We start from the raw sequence: 14,699 nt of genomic DNA, 5'->3' as shown, positions 1-14,699 counted from the left end.
CATGGACGACAACGGGGTGGACATCACCACAGGCGGAGCGGACTCCGCGCTCGACGCGCGGCTGAGCAAGGAACTGGACGCCTTCAACCTGGCGGCCACGGCGGGACACGAGCAGGCGGAGTTCACCGTACGGATCACGGACGCGGACGGCGCGCTCGTCGCGGGGCTGTCCGGCTGGAGCTGGGGCGACCGGGCGGGCATCGGCATGACGTGGGTCCGCGCGGACAGCCGGGGCGGCGGCTGGGGCGCGAAGCTGCTGGCCGCGGCCGAGGAGGAGGCCCGCCGCCGGGGCTGCGTGAGCGTCCTGGTCTCCTCGTTCACCTTCCAGGCCCCGGCCTTCTACGCCCGCCACGGCTACGAGGAGACCGCCCGCGTCCCGGGCTTCCCGGCCGGCCACGAGGACGTCTGGTTCCTCAAGCGCCTGGCCTGACCCCGTCGAGCGCCTGGCCCGACCCCGTCCGCCCGCCGCCCGGCGGAAACGCCCGAGGGCGGCACCCCCCGTGGGGTGCCGCCCTCGTTCGAGAACAGCCGATCAGCCAGGGGCCGATCAGAAGTCCATGTCACCGCCCGGCATGCCGCCGCCCGCGGGGGCACCGGCCTTCTCGGGCTTGTCGGCGATGACGGCCTCGGTGGTGAGGAAGAGGGCCGCGATCGACGCCGCGTTCTGCAGCGCGGAACGGGTGACCTTCGCCGGGTCGATGATGCCCTCGGCGATCATGTCGACGTACTCGCCGGTCGCGGCGTTCAGGCCCCAGCCGATCTGCAGGTTGCGGACCTTCTCCACGACGACGCCACCCTCGAGACCACCGTTGACGGCGATCTGCTTGAGCGGGGCCTCCAGCGCGAGCTTCACGGCGTTGGCGCCGGTCGCCTCGTCACCGGTGAGCTCCAGCTTCTCGAAGACCGAGGAGGCCTGGAGCAGGGCCACGCCACCACCGGCGACGATGCCCTCTTCGACGGCCGCCTTCGCGTTGCGAACGGCGTCCTCGATGCGGTGCTTGCGCTCCTTGAGCTCGACCTCGGTCGCGGCACCGGCCTTGATGACCGCGACGCCGCCGGCGAGCTTCGCCAGGCGCTCCTGCAGCTTCTCGCGGTCGTAGTCCGAGTCGGAGTTCTCGATCTCGGCGCGGATCTGGTTCACGCGACCGGCGACCTGGTCGCTGTCACCGGCACCGTCGACGATGGTGGTCTCGTCCTTGGTGATGACGACCTTGCGGGCGCGGCCGAGCAGGTCGAGACCGGCGTTCTCCAGCTTGAGGCCGACCTCCTCGGAGATGACCGTGCCGCCCGTGAGGATGGCGATGTCACCGAGCATGGCCTTGCGGCGGTCGCCGAAGCCCGGGGCCTTGACGGCGACGGACTTGAAGGTGCCGCGGATCTTGTTGACGACCAGGGTCGACAGGGCCTCGCCCTCGACGTCCTCGGCGATGATCAGCAGCGGCTTGCCGGACTGCATGACCTTCTCCAGGAGCGGCAGCAGGTCCTTGACCGAGCCGATCTTGGAGTTGACGATCAGGATGTACGGGTCGTCGAGGGACGACTCCATGCGCTCCATGTCGGTGGCGAAGTACGCCGAGATGTAGCCCTTGTCGAAGCGCATGCCCTCGGTGAGCTCAAGCTCCAGACCGAAGGTCTGCGACTCCTCGACGGTGATGACGCCTTCCTTGCCGACCTTGTCCATCGCCTCGGCGATGAGCTCGCCGATCTGGGTGTCGGCGGCGGAGATGGAGGCCGTGGAGGCGATCTGCTCCTTGGTCTCGACGTCCTTGGCCTGCGACAGCAGGGCGGCGGAGACGGCCTCGACGGCCTTCTCGATGCCACGCTTGAGGGCCATCGGGTTGGCGCCGGCGGCTACGTTGCGCAGGCCCTCGCGGACGAGCGCCTGGGCCAGCACGGTGGCGGTGGTCGTACCGTCGCCGGCGACGTCGTCCGTCTTCTTGGCGACTTCCTTGACCAGCTCGGCGCCGATCTTCTCGTACGGGTCCTCGAGCTCGATCTCCTTGGCGATGGAGACACCGTCGTTGGTGATCGTGGGGGCGCCCCACTTCTTCTCAAGGACGACGTTGCGACCCTTGGGGCCAAGGGTGACCTTGACGGCGTCGGCGAGCTGGTTCATCCCACGCTCGAGACCGCGCCGGGCCTCCTCGTTGAACGCAATGATCTTGGCCATCTGAAGTGGTCCTCCCGGACAGGGGTGGATTGCTCCGGACCGCGCCCGCGCCCGCGACGGACGGCCTGCGGACCCGGCGGTTCCTTCCCGCCGGACCCTGCGGGCCTCACCGGCCCGGTCCTCGTCTTAGTAGCACTCTCACCTGGAGAGTGCTAACGCCAATGATTAGCACTCGACCCCCGCGAGTGCAAGCGGCTTCGAGCAACGCCCCGCCGACTTCGCGCCAGGGGCCGGGCGGCACAAGGGTCCCGGGGGCCCCACGCAGGAGGGGCCCACATCCCGTGTCCGGGATGTGGGCCCCTCCTGCGTGAGTGCGTCGGTGGTCGATCGCGCTTGGACTCAGCCGGCCGCGAGCTTGACCATGTCCGCCTGCGGGCCCTTCTGGCCCTGCGAGATCTCGAACTCGACCCGCTGACCCTCTTCAAGGGTGCGGTACCCGTCCATCTGGATGGCGCTGTAGTGGACGAACACATCCGCGCCACCGTCGACCGCGATGAAGCCGTAGCCCTTCTCCGCGTTGAACCACTTGACGGTGCCCTGAGCCATGCCTAACTCCCCTATTACTGGCCCTTGCGCAGATCCGCACTTCGCGGACCCGGGTCAGAACTTGCGCCGGAACGCCTCGACCGGGGCTGAATGTATCCGCACCGCTGCTGTCTGCAACAGGTCAATCCGACGAGAATTCTGGACACGCGGAAACATTGAAATAGAGTGAAAATTTGGCATATTCCAGGGCAACTCGGGCCTGACAATCCACGCCAAAGCCCCAAAGCGCGCGCACATGTTGACTCAATGTCAACCCTCTCGCGACCCGCTCATATGCGGCGGGCAAGACCAGCGGAGGGGACTTCCCCAACTCTACCGCGACCAATCAAGCAGAATTGCCCCCTCCGCTTATTGGCGGAGGGGGCAATTCGGAAAAGCGGTCACCCGGGAAGGGTGCGGTCCGGCGGGGATCAGCCCCCGGCGACGGCCGGAATGATCGAGACGCCGGCACCGTCGGGCGTCGCCGTCTGCAGGCCGCCCTCGAAGCGCACGTCGTCGTCGTTGACGTAGACGTTCACGAAGCGGCGCAGCTTGCCCTGGTCGTCCAGGACGCGCGCGGCGATGCCCGGGTGGTTCTTCTCCAGGGAGTCGATGACCTCGGCCAGGGTCGTGCCCTCGGCCGGGACCTCGGCCACGCCGCCGGTGTAGGTGCGCAGGATGGTGGGGATGCGGACGTTGACGCTCATGGCGCTACCGCCTTTCCGGGTGTCGTGGTGGAGGTCAGGCGAGGTTGGCGGCGCGGAAGGCGTCCAGGCTCGGGCGGATCGTGGCGGTCTGGCCGCTGTCGGCGGCCACCGCCTCCAGGGTCTTGAGGCCGTCGCCGGTGTTCAGGACCACGGTGGTCAGCGCCGGGTCCAGCTGCCCGTTCTCGATCAGCTTCTTCGTGACGCCGACGGTCACGCCGCCCGCGGTCTCGGCGAAGATGCCCTCGGTCTGGGCGAGGAGCTTGATGGCCTCGACGACCTGCTCGTCGTTGACGTCCTCGACGTAGCCGCCGGTGCGCCGGGCGATGTCCAGGACGTACGGGCCGTCCGCCGGGTTGCCGATCGCCAGGGACTTGGCGATGGTGTTCGGCTTCTGCGGGCGGACCACCTCGTGCCCGGCCTTGAAGGCGGTGGACACCGGGGAGCAGCCCTCGGCCTGGGCGCCGAAGATCTTGTACGGCTTGTCCTCGACGAGACCGAGCTTGATCAGCTCCTGGAGACCCTTGTCGATCTTCGTCAGCTGGGAGCCGGACGCGATCGGGATGACGATCTGGTCGGGCAGCCGCCAGCCGAGCTGCTCGCAGATCTCGTAGGCGAGGGTCTTGGAGCCCTCTCCGTAGTACGGGCGCAGGTTGACGTTGACGAAGCCCCAGCCCTCGCCCAGCGGGTCGCCGATGAGCTCGGAGCAGAACCGGTTGACGTCGTCGTAGTTGCCCTCGATGCCGACCAGGTCGCCACCGTAGACACCGGCCATGACGACCTTGCCCTGCTCCAGGTCGTGCGGGATGAACACGCAGGAGCGGAAGCCGGCGCGGGCGGCCGCGGCGCCGACGGCGCCGGCCAGGTTGCCCGTGGAGGAGCAGGACAGGGTGGTGAAGCCGAAGGCGCGGGCGGCCTCGACGGCGATGGCCACGACACGGTCCTTGAAGGAGTGCGTCGGGTTGCCGGAGTCGTCCTTGACGTACAGCTTGCCGGTGACGCCGAGCTCCTTGGCCAGGTTCGCGGCGTCGACGAGCTTGGTGAAGCCCGGGTTCAGGCTGGGCTTGGAGGCCACGTCCGCCGGGACGGGCAGCAGCGGGGCGTAGCGCCAGATGTTGTCGGGGCCGGCCTCGATCGCGGCGCGCAGGGCCTCGGGGTTCCCGAGGGGCAGCTCGTAGGCGACTTCCAGCGGTCCGAAACACTCGGCGCAGGCGAAAATGGGACCGAGCTCGAAGCGGGTACCGCACTCGCGGCAGGAAAGGCCGGTGGCGGGTCCGAGATCCACGGAATCCAGGTCGGCAGAGGTGGCGACGGTCTGTGCAGCCATGATGGCGAGGCCCTTTCTCCTCATCTTCCCCATGGCGCACTTCGCCATGAGACGGAATTGGCACCTTCCCTAGCCGGGGACCCCGCGGGAGTGCGTCTCAGACGCATCGCGAGAACCGACTGGAGGGTTGCCGGGGCTTCAACGGGCCGTATCCCTCTGCCCCTCTGGATGAGCGGTATGGCACCGGGCGGCGCGCAGGGCGCGTCCGGGCGTTTGTACGCGGGACCCCCGGCATGCGGTGGTCCTTCGCGTTGTTCAAGACTGTAACCGAAGGTCCGGGTGGTTGAGACAGCCGTCCGAACCGCGAGATGGATCACTTTTCGGTCCAAACCACCGATGAAGCAGGGAGTCCCGAGAGTGCTGGAAGAGGTGGAGCGCTGGCTGGCCGCCCGCTCCTGGTCCGCAGCCGACCGACCGCTCGACCAGCTGCTCGACCGGAAACGGGCGGCGGGCACGACGGTCAGCGTGGTGCTGCCCGCCCTCGACGAGGAGGCCACCGTCGGACGGATCGTCGAGGTGATCCGGCGCGACCTGATCGAAGGCCCGCCGATCCCCCTCGTCGACGAGCTCGTGGTGATCGATTCCGGCTCGACCGACCGTACGGCGAAGGTCGCGGCCGAGGCCGGCGCCCGGGTGGTGCACCGCGACGACATCCTGCCGCGGCTGCCCGCGCTGCCCGGCAAGGGCGAGGTGCTGTGGCGCTCGCTGCTCGCCACGAGCGGCGAGGTCGTCTGCTTCGTGGACGCCGACCTGCGGGACTTCTCGGCGGCGTTCGTGTCCGGGATCGTGGGCCCGCTGCTCACCGATCCGCAGGTCCAGTTCGTCAAGGCGATGTACGACCGCCCGCTGGGGGACGCCCCCGGCCAGGGCGGCCGGGTCACCGAGCTGGTCGCGCGGCCCCTCCTCAACCTGCACTGGCCGCAGCTGGCCGGCTTCGTGCAGCCGCTGGGCGGCGAGTACGCCGTACGGCGCTCCCTGCTGGAGCGGCTGCCGTTCCCCGTCGGGTACGGGGTGGAGCTGGGGCTGCTCGTGGACGCGCTGCACACGGTCGGGCTGGACGCGCTGGCCCAGGTCGACGTCGGGGTCCGGCTGCACCGGCACCAGGACGGGCAGGCGCTGGGCCGGATGGCCGCCGCGATCTACCGCACGGCGCAGCTGCGGCTCTCGCGCGGGCACCTCGTGCGGCCGGAGCTGACGCAGTTCGAGCGGGGGCCGGACGGGTTCGTTCCGCGCACCTATCCGGTGGACACCGAAGAGCGGCCGCCGATGGTGGAGATCAAGGAGTACGCGGGGCGCCGCGTGGCCTGACCGGGGGTCCGGGCCGGGAGTGATCCTCGCCGCGCTCGGCGTACACGCGTTTGACCGGGGGCGGGCCTGGCTAGGTTGGCCGCATGGCTTCTCAGGCTTCTCAGGTACTCGTCGCCGCGAACCGCGGCCCGCTCTCGTACGCCCTCGAACAGGACGGCACGCTCAGTGCCCGGCGCGGCGGGGGCGGTCTCGTCTCCGGCCTCTCCGCGGCCCTCGCGCGGCAGCCGGAGGCCCTGTGGATCTGCGCGGCCCTGTCCGACGCCGACCGGGAGGCGGTCCGCCGGGGCGTGTCCGAGCCGGGCGTGCGGATGCTCGACATCGATCCGGGGGTGTACGACGACGCGTACAACGGCATCGCCAACTCGGTGCTCTGGTTCACCCACCACCACCTGTACGACGTCCCGCGCGAGCCGGCCTTCGACGCGGAGTTCCGGCGGCAGTGGGAGTCGTACGCCGCCTACAACCGGGCCTTCGCCGAGGCGCTGGCGGAGGAGGCCGCGCAGGGCGCGTCGGTCCTCGTCCAGGACTACCACCTGGCGCTGGTGCCGGGAGCGCTCCGCGAGCTGCGGCCCGACCTGCGGATCTCGCACTTCACGCACACGCCGTGGGCCTCGTCCGAGTACCTGGACATGCTCCCGGACGACGTCCGGCGGGACCTGCTGTGGGGGATGCTCGGCGCGGACGTGGTGGGCTTCCACACCTGGGCCTGGGCGGACCGCTTCCTCGACTGCGCGCGGCTGGACGACGAGCGGGGCGTCGCGGAGCCGAAGTCCGCGGCGGAGTCCCGGTACGTCGAGAAGTCCCCGCTGGGGCCGGTGCGGCACCGGCGGACGGAGGTGCGGGTGTTCCCGCTGGGCGTGGACGGGGACGACCTGCGGGCGCTGGCGCACCGGCCGGAGGTCGACGACAAGCTGGCGGGGCTGCGGGCGGAGGTCGCGGGCCGCAAGACGATCGTCCGCGTGGACCGCACCGAGCTGTCGAAGAACATCCTGCGCGGCCTGCTGGCCTACCGGGAGCTGCTCACCGGGCACCCCGAGTGGCGCGGCGCGGTGGTGCACCTGGCGTCCGCGTACCCGTCGCGGCAGGACCTGAAGGTGTACCGGGACTACACGGCGGCGGTCGCGGAGCTGGCGCAGGAGATCAACGCGGAGTTCGGCACGGAGGACTGGCAGCCGGTGCTCGTGTCGGTGAAGGACGACTTCACGCGCTCCCTGGCGGCGTACCGGCTGGCGGACGTGGCGCTCGTGAACCCGGTCCGGGACGGCATGAACCTCGTCGCGAAGGAGATCCCGGTGGTGTCGGAGGCGGGCTGCGCGCTGGTCCTGTCGACAGGGGCGGGAGCCTACGGGGAGCTCCGCGAGGACGCCCTGACGGTGAACCCCTTCGACGTGTCGGCCACGGCCGAGGCCCTGCACGCGGCCCTGTCGATGCCGGCCGCGGAACGTGCGGAGCGCACGAAGCGCCTGGCAGCCGCCGCCACGGCCCTCCCCCCGTCGCCCTGGTTCGAAGCCCAGCTCGCGGCCCTCACGCCCGACGCCTGACCGCACACCCCCGCCGCGGCGCTCCGTGCGGGCGCCTCGGCGGGGTCGGTGGCGGGGTCAGCGGGTGAGGGCCCTGGCCAGGGTGGCGAGGAGGGCGACCACGTCCGCGGGGCCGTCCAGGACGATGTCCGCGCGGGCGGCCAGCTCCGGAACCTCCGCGGAGCCACTGCACACCAGCAGGCCCGGCAGACCGTCGGCCCGCCGCTTCTCGACGGCGGAGAACGCCGCGAGGTCTCCCAGGTCGTCGCCCGCGTACAGCACCGCCTCCGCGTCCCGCTCCGCGAGGAACTCCGTCAAGGCGACGCCCTTGTCCATGCCGGGCGGCCTCAGCTCCAGGACGGCCCGTCCGGGTTCGACCATCAGCCCGTGCCGCGCGGCCAGCTCGGCCAGGGGTTCCCGCAGGGCCGCGAACGCCCTCTCGGGGTCCTCGGCGCGGCGGGTGTGGACGGCCAGCGCCCGGCCCTTCTCCTCGATCCAGGTTCCGCGCCAGGCGCCGATGGAGTCCAGGAAGCCGGGCAGCTCGGCCCGTACGGCCGCGACGCCGGGATGTTCGGCGGGGGCGTGGACGATCCCGGTGACGGCGTCCCAGCGCTCGGCCCCGTAGTGGCCGAGGACCACCAGGTGCTCCAGCCCGGGCACCCCGGCGAACCCGCCGTACCGTACGGCGACCCCGGCGGGCCGGCCGGTGACGACGGCCACGGCGGCGACCTCGGGCGCCAGCGCGGCGAGCGCCGGAACGGCGTCCGGGTGGGCGCGGGCCTGGTCCGGGTCGGGAACGATGTCGGCGAGGGTGCCGTCGAAGTCGAGGGCGACGACCGCCCTGCGGGGTGCGCGGAGGAGGGCTTCGAGGCCCTCGCGTCCGGCAGCGGTGACGGGCACGGGCATCGGCAGGTCGTGCGGACGGCTCCCCATACCGATGACCCTACCGGCGTAGTCCGCCCTCCGCCCAGACCGCCTCCGCCCCGGCCGCCGCCGAAGCCTCCCGCAGCCGTCCGGTGCGCCCCGCCCGGGACCGCCGCCGGCCGTGGGCGCGGCGAGGTTACCTGCGGCCCCGCTGGGCCTCGCGGAGGCGCCGGAGGCGGTTCACCGTGCCCGGGGCGTGGGCCAGGGCGCGGGGGTCGTCCATGAGGGCGTTCAGGAGCTGGTAGTAGCGCACGGGCGTCAGGCCGAGGGCCTCGCGTATCGCGCGTTCCTTCGCGCCGGGTCCCGGCCAGGTGCGGCCCTCGTAGGCGAGTACGGCGGCCTCGGTGGCGGTCAGCCGTGCCGCCGGCCGCTCCCCCACCTGCCCGTCGTCCGTCATACGGCCAGATTAACGCCGACCGCCGACACCGCCTGCGGGGCGGCCGGCCGGTCGCCGTCGGCCCCGCCCGCCGCCGCCGGTCAGCGGTCGCCGTCCTCCTTGCGCGCCTTCGTCGCGATGTCCTCCAGGACCTTCGCGGGCTGTCCGCCGGGCTTCACGACCTGCCCGATGTTCTCCTTCACGTCCTCGCTGACCCCGGCCCAGGACTTCTTGCCGACGGGGTAGAGGCGGGCGTTGGGCAGGGCCGTCAGGAAGGTCTTCAGCTGGGCCGCCGAGCCGCCCGTGCTCGCTTCCATGGCGCGGTAGCCGCTGGTGGTGACGGGCAGCAGGTCGTACTGGTTGGTGAAGGCGGTCACGTTCTTCTGCGAGTACAGGTGGTCCAGGAACTTCCCGGACTCCTTCCTGTGGCCGTTCTTGAAGGCCATGACCCAGTCCGCGACGCCCATCGTGGAGTGGTCGGTGCCGTCGACGGTGGGCATCTGCACCATGCCGAACTTCACGCCCTTGCCCGCGGCCTGCTTGAGCAGCGTGGGGTGGCCGTTGAGCATGCCGACCTCGCCCTTGGTGAAGGCGTCGAAGGCGGCCTGGCGGTCGAGCTTGCCCGGTTCGACGGAGCCGGTCAGGCCCTGGCCGACCAGCTTGTCGCGCAGGAACTCGAAGGCCTTCACGTTCTCCGGGGCGTCGATCTGGTACGCCTCCTCGTTGTCCGTGTAGCCGCCGCCGCCGGCGAGCATCCACATCATCGACTCGGCCTGGGCCTCCTCGCGGCCCAGGGGCAGCGCGAAGGGCGTGGGGACGTTCGCGCCCTTGAGCTTCTTGGCGGCCGCCTCCAGGTCCGCCCAGCTCTTCGGCTGCCAGGGGGTCGAGCCGTCCTTGGGTATGACGCCGGCGTCGCCGAGGAGCTTGGTGTTGTAGAAGAGCAGGCGGGTGCTGGCCACGAAGGGCATGCCGTACTGGACGCGCTTGACCTTGCCTGCGTCGGCGAGCGGGGCCAGGAAGTCGGCCTCGGTGTTCACCGAGAGCAGTTCGTCGACGGTGTAGAGCTTGCCCGCCTCCGCGTAGTCGGCGTAGGCGCCGATCTGCGCGATGTCGGGGGCCTTGCCCGCCTTGACCATCTCGGCGACCTTGGCGTCGACCTCCGACCAGGAGTAGACGCTGACCTCGACGTGGACGCCGGGGTTGTCCTCCTCGAAGGCCGTGGCGAGGCCCTTCCAGTACCCGGCCGAGGAGTTCTGCGGATTGTCGCCGTAGTCGGCCGCCACGACCCGCAGGGTCACCTCGTTGTCCCCGGTGAGGCTTTCCAGGCTGCCGCAGCCGGTCAGCGTCACGGCGGTCAGGCACAGCACGGCGCCGGACGCGGCCAGGCTCAGGTAACGGCCCTTCACGGTTCTCGATCCACCCCTTGTCGTACGTACGATTCGACGTAAGGTCTACACCACTTTGGCGGTCCCCTCCCACCTGCGACGCGCGCCGCGCCCGGACTGTGTCCGGACCGTATCCGGACCTGGGTCCCGAATTTGTATGGCCACTCAACAATCCCTCCCAATGGACTAGACCTTTGCCTGCCGAGCACGCGAGACTGTCACCTGTGAAACCCGTGAAACACGTCATCGCCCTCGATGTGGGCGGCACCGGGATGAAGGCCGCCCTCATCGCCGAGGACGGCACCCTGCTGCACGAGGCGCGCCGCGCCACCGGCCGCGAGCGGGGTCCCGAGGCCGTCGTCGAGACGATCCTGGACTTCGCCTCCGAGCTGCTCGGCCTCGGCCGGGAACGCTTCGGCGCGGCCGCCTCGGCCGCCGGCGTCGCCGTCCCCGGCATCGTCGACGCCGAGCGGGGCACCGCCGTCTACGCCGCCAACCTGGGCTGGCGCGACGTACCGATGCGCGAGCTCCTCAGCAGACGCCTCGGCGGCATCCCGGTGGCACTGGGCCACGACGTGCGCACGGGCGGGCTCGCGGAGGGCCGCATCGGCGCGGGCCGCGGCGCCGACCGCTTCCTGTTCGTCCCGCTCGGCACGGGCATCGCCGGCGCCATCGGCATCGCCGGCCGCATCGAGGCCGGCGCCCACGGCTACGCGGGCGAGATCGGTCACATCGTGGTCCGGCCCGGCGGCCCCGCCTGCGGCTGCGGGCAGTACGGCTGCCTGGAGACCCTGGCCTCCGCCTCCGCCGTCAGCCGCGCCTGGGCGGCCGCCTCCGGCGACCCCGACGCGGACGCGGCGGACTGCGCGAAGGCCGTCGAGTCCGGCGACGCGCGCGCCCGCGAGGTCTGGCTGGCGGCCATCGGCGCCCTCGCCGACGGCCTCGTCACCGCGATCACCCTGCTGGACCCGCGCACGCTGATCATCGGTGGCGGGCTGGCGGAGGCGGGGGAAACCTTGTTCACACCACTTCGGACGGCCGTCGAGGAACGCGTGACGTTCCAGCGGCTGCCCGAGATCGTTCCGGCGGCCCTCGGGGACACAGCCGGATGCCTGGGCGCAGGGCTGCTCGCCTGGGACCTACTCGCCACGGAGGTACCTGCCTGATGTCCGGAAGCTCACACAGCACCGTTCTGTCGGGCGCCAGGGTGGTGCTGCCGACCGGCACCGTGGCCAACGGCCGGATCATCGTCGCGGGCGAACGCATCGCGGGCAGCGCCGACGAGGGCGCCCGCACCGTCGACCTGTCCGGGCACTGGATCGTCCCCGGCTTCGTGGACATGCACAACCACGGCGGCGGCGGGGCCTCCTTCACCTCCGGGACCGCCGAGGACGTCCTCAAGGGCGTCCGCACCCACCGCGAACACGGGACCACCACCCTCGTCGCCTCCACGGTCACCGGAGACCTCGACGAACTGGCCCGGCGCGCCGGACTGCTGGCCGAACTGACCCAGCAGGGCGAGATCGCGGGCATCCACTTCGAAGGGCCGTTCATCAACCCCTGCCGCAAGGGCGCCCACAAGGAGGACCTGCTCCGCGACCCCGACCCGGCCGAGGTCCGCAAGCTGATCGACGCCGCGCACGGCGCCGCCCGCATGTTCACCCTGGCGACCGAACTGCCGGGCGGACTGGACTCCGTACGGCTGCTCGCCGAGCACGGCGTCATCGCCGCGATCGGCCACACGGACTCCACGTACGAACAGACCCGGCAGGCCATCGACGCGGGCGCCACCGTGGCCACCCACCTGTACAACGCGATGCCGGGCCTGGAACACCGCGCCCCGGGCCCGATCGCCGCGCTGCTGGAGGACGAGCGGGTCACCGTCGAGCTGATCAACGACGGCACCCACCTGCACCCGGCGATGCTGGAACTGGCCTTCCACCACGCGGGCGCCCACCGCGTCGCGCTGATCACCGACGCCATGGACGCGGCCGGCTTCGGCGACGGGATCTACCACCTCGGACCGCTGGAGGTCGAGGTGAAGGCCGGTGTGGCCCGGCTCGTCGAGGGCGGCTCCATCGCCGGCTCGACCCTCACCCTGGACACCGCCTTCAAGCGCTCGGTGACCCTGGACCGGCTCCCCGTCGAATCCGTGGTCCAGGCGATCTCCGCCAACCCGGCCAAGCTGCTCGGCCTCTACGACCAGGTCGGATCGCTGGACCCGGGCAAGTACGCCGACCTCGTCGTCCTGGACGCCGAGTTCGACGTCAAGGGCGTCATGCGGCGCGGCGAATGGGTCGTCAGCCCCGTTGCCTGAGCGCCCGTCCGGCCGTACGGACGGAGGCCACCGGCCCGTGGGACTGGGCTGACCGGCCTCCGTTTGGCATGATCCCGGCACACACCGAAACCGGGACTGGTCATGATCCTCACCGTGACGCTCAACACCGCGCTGGACATCACCCACCGGGTGCCGCGCCTGCGTCCGCACTCCACCCACCGCGCCACCGACGTCGCCGAACGCCCCGGCGGCAAGGGCCTGAACGTGGCCCGGGTGCTCGCCGCCCTCGGCCACGAGGTCACGGCGACGGGCTTCGCGGGCGGGCCGTCGGGCGCGGTCGTCCGCGAACTGCTCGCCGCCTCGCCCGGCGTGACCGACGCCCTGCTCCCCTGCGCGGGCAGCACCCGCCGCACCCTGGCCGTCGTCGACGAAGCCACCGGCGACACCACGCAGTTCAACGAACCGGGCCCGCAGATCACCGCCGCCGAGTGGGCCGCGTTCCTCGCCCACTACACCGAACTCGTCGCCGGGGCCCGGGCGGTGGCCCTGTGCGGCAGCCTGCCGCCCGGCGTACCGGTCGGCGCGTACGCGGCCCTCGTACGGACCGCCCGCGCGGCCGGCGCCCCCGTGCTCCTGGACACCAGCGGCGAGGCCCTGCGCCGCGGGATCGCCGCCCGCCCCGAGATGATCAAGCCGAACGCCGCCGAACTCGCCGAGCTGACCGGCTCCCGCGACCCGCTCCCCGCCACCCGCGACGCCCGCCGCCGGGGCGCGCACGCGGTGATCACCTCCCTGGGCCCCGCCGGACTCCTCGCCGCCACCCCGCACGGCACCTGGCAGGCGGCCCCGCCCCGCGCCCTGACCGGCAACCCGACGGGCGCGGGCGACTCCGCGGTGGCGGGCCTGCTCTCCGCCCTGACGGAGGGCCTCGACTGGCCGGCCCGCCTCACCCGCGCGGTAGCCCTCTCGGCAGCCACCGTCCACGCCCCCGCCGCAGGCGAATTCGACCCCCGCACCTACGAGGAGGTACGGGGGTCGGTGAAGGTCACGGCCGGCTGAGGGCCGGCGGGTGCGGGATCAGCCCTGTTCGAGCCAGAGCTGATCGATGTTCACGTTGCACTTGTTCCCGGTCTCACACGACATCTTTATCGTGTTGGTGCCCTTGTTCAGGGTGACCTGGCCCCAGGTGGTCTGCCAGCCCTTCTCCCAGTCGCCCTTCGGCGACTTGGCGAAGTTGCGCATGTTGAGCGGAGTGCTGTTGGGCTTCCCGTTCACCGCCAGGGTTGCGTTCGCGTCCTCCCCCGGGATGCCGAAACGCACGTAGAAGCGGTACGTACCGGCCTTGGGCAGATCCAGCGTCCAGGTCAGCGCGGCACCGGGCTGGTTGAAGTTGCCGACGTACTGGCCCCCGCCGCTGTTGGCACCGGGGACCGCCGTCATCAGGGTCGCACCGCCCGTGAGGGCCATGCCCGCTCCGGCGGCCTCGCCCTTCGGCAGCGGGGCTTCCGAAGGCCTCGGCGAGCGGCTCGGCTCCGGGGAGCCGTCGGACTTCTGCGGGGCAGCCGACTGCTGGGGCGGGGTGTCCGCCTGGTTCTTGTCGTCTTCCTTGCCCTTGTCGCCGAAGGCCAGCGCCGCGCCGATGCCGATCGCGACCGCCGCGACCACGGCCACCGCCGCGATGAGCAGGCCCTTGCGGCTGGAACCGCCACCACCGCCGCCGCCACCGGCGCGGCCGCCGCCCGGGGGCTGGATCGTCTGCGTCTGGGACTGCGGGGACTGCTGCTGCGGGACTCCGTAGCCGCCGGCCTGGAGGGCCTCGGGGGCCTGGTACTGGGCCTGGTAGGACTGCGGGGCCTGCTGCTGGGGCGGAACGGGGCCGCGCTGGCCGCCGTACGTCCGCTCACCGACCGTGCGGACCTGGTTGTACGAGGTACGGGGGACGCCGGGCTGCACGCCGGGCTGACCGCCGACCGACGGGCCGGGGTAGCCGTATCCACCGCCCGTCCCGGGCGGGGTGGCTCCGGCGGCCTGGCCGTCCGCGTAGAGGTAGCCGAACGGATCGTCGTCCTCGGGCTGGTTCGCCCCACCGTGCGGGCCGTTGTTCGCGGGCGTCGTCATCGCAGGTCACTCCTTTCGACCCACGGGAGCCTACCCCGAACACGTGCACCCACGGGCGGCCGAT

The 14,699-nt window shown here is 71.7% G+C and carries 14 protein-coding genes and 1 riboswitch; of the genes, 6 read left to right on the top strand and 8 right to left on the bottom strand.

Features of this window, described 5'->3' with window-relative positions; genetic code table 11:
• Position 1 precedes the first annotated feature (1 nt).
• Positions 2-430, top strand: a complete 429-nt coding sequence (locus AC07B0_RS22740; RefSeq protein WP_478898799.1) for a GNAT family N-acetyltransferase — start codon at positions 2-4, stop codon at positions 428-430.
• Between the two features lie 117 nt (positions 431-547).
• On the opposite strand, the gene groL is transcribed toward AC07B0_RS22740, so the two are convergent.
• The 4 genes from groL to thrC form a co-directional block, all read right to left on the bottom strand.
• Positions 548-2,170, bottom strand: coding sequence for a chaperonin GroEL (groL, locus tag AC07B0_RS22735; RefSeq protein WP_356875958.1), 1,623 nt, complete (start codon positions 2,168-2,170; stop codon positions 548-550).
• Between the two features lie 339 nt (positions 2,171-2,509).
• Entirely contained in the window at positions 2,510-2,716 is a 207-nt protein-coding gene (locus AC07B0_RS22730; protein ID WP_008743607.1) for a cold-shock protein, read from the bottom strand.
• A gap of 410 nt (positions 2,717-3,126) precedes the next feature.
• Positions 3,127-3,402, bottom strand: a complete 276-nt coding sequence (locus tag AC07B0_RS22725) for a MoaD/ThiS family protein (protein ID WP_467296487.1) — start codon at positions 3,400-3,402, stop codon at positions 3,127-3,129.
• A 34-nt stretch (positions 3,403-3,436) separates the two neighbouring features.
• Positions 3,437-4,726, bottom strand: a complete 1,290-nt coding sequence (gene thrC / locus AC07B0_RS22720; protein WP_356875962.1) for a threonine synthase — start codon at positions 4,724-4,726, stop codon at positions 3,437-3,439.
• A 17-nt stretch (positions 4,727-4,743) separates the two neighbouring features.
• Positions 4,744-4,901: riboswitch (SAM riboswitch) on the bottom strand.
• A gap of 182 nt (positions 4,902-5,083) precedes the next feature.
• On the opposite strand from thrC, the gene AC07B0_RS22715 reads away from it, so the two are divergent.
• Together AC07B0_RS22715 and AC07B0_RS22710 are read left to right on the top strand one after the other, a co-directional pair.
• Positions 5,084-6,034: a glucosyl-3-phosphoglycerate synthase gene (locus AC07B0_RS22715; RefSeq protein ID WP_356876001.1), complete on the top strand. Its 951-nt coding sequence runs from the start codon at positions 5,084-5,086 to the stop codon at positions 6,032-6,034.
• 83 nt (positions 6,035-6,117) lie between these two features.
• A complete protein-coding gene (locus tag AC07B0_RS22710) occupies positions 6,118-7,575 on the top strand; it encodes an alpha,alpha-trehalose-phosphate synthase (UDP-forming) (protein ID WP_478898798.1) in 1,458 nt (485 codons plus the stop codon).
• A gap of 57 nt (positions 7,576-7,632) precedes the next feature.
• Here the strand turns inward: AC07B0_RS22710 and otsB are convergent, their stop codons facing one another.
• The 3 genes from otsB to AC07B0_RS22695 form a co-directional block, all read right to left on the bottom strand.
• Positions 7,633-8,487: a trehalose-phosphatase gene (gene otsB / locus AC07B0_RS22705; RefSeq protein WP_356875966.1), complete on the bottom strand. Its 855-nt coding sequence runs from the start codon at positions 8,485-8,487 to the stop codon at positions 7,633-7,635.
• Positions 8,488-8,614: 127 nt separating this feature from the next.
• A complete protein-coding gene (locus AC07B0_RS22700) occupies positions 8,615-8,875 on the bottom strand; it encodes a DUF3263 domain-containing protein (protein ID WP_356875968.1) in 261 nt (86 codons plus the stop codon).
• 80 nt (positions 8,876-8,955) lie between these two features.
• Positions 8,956-10,260, bottom strand: coding sequence for an extracellular solute-binding protein (locus tag AC07B0_RS22695; protein ID WP_356875970.1), 1,305 nt, complete (start codon positions 10,258-10,260; stop codon positions 8,956-8,958).
• 212 nt (positions 10,261-10,472) lie between these two features.
• Here AC07B0_RS22695 and AC07B0_RS22690 point away from each other — a divergent pair, with 212 nt between their 5' ends.
• The 3 genes from AC07B0_RS22690 to AC07B0_RS22680 all read left to right on the top strand — a co-directional run bounded on the left by AC07B0_RS22690 (position 10,473) and on the right by AC07B0_RS22680 (position 13,576).
• The gene (locus tag AC07B0_RS22690; protein ID WP_356876003.1) at positions 10,473-11,405 is read left to right on the top strand and encodes an ROK family protein; all 933 of its coding nucleotides are present in this window, start codon (positions 10,473-10,475) and stop codon (positions 11,403-11,405) included.
• Entirely contained in the window at positions 11,405-12,556 is a 1,152-nt protein-coding gene (gene nagA, locus AC07B0_RS22685) for an N-acetylglucosamine-6-phosphate deacetylase (protein ID WP_356875972.1), read from the top strand. Before AC07B0_RS22690 ends, nagA begins: the two co-directional genes overlap by 1 nt.
• 102 nt (positions 12,557-12,658) lie before the next feature.
• Positions 12,659-13,576, top strand: coding sequence for a 1-phosphofructokinase family hexose kinase (locus AC07B0_RS22680; protein WP_356875974.1), 918 nt, complete (start codon positions 12,659-12,661; stop codon positions 13,574-13,576).
• An 18-nt stretch (positions 13,577-13,594) separates the two neighbouring features.
• Here the strand turns inward: AC07B0_RS22680 and AC07B0_RS22675 are convergent, their stop codons facing one another.
• Positions 13,595-14,635 (bottom strand): CBM35 domain-containing protein, encoded by a 1,041-nt coding sequence (locus tag AC07B0_RS22675; protein ID WP_469380553.1) that lies wholly within the window; start codon positions 14,633-14,635, stop codon positions 13,595-13,597.
• Positions 14,636-14,699 lie beyond the last annotated feature (64 nt).

The organism is Streptomyces sp. NPDC044704, from assembly GCF_056433525.1.
Note: the sequence above shows the minus strand (reverse complement) of the source record. Positions and strands in the feature narration are given on the sequence as shown.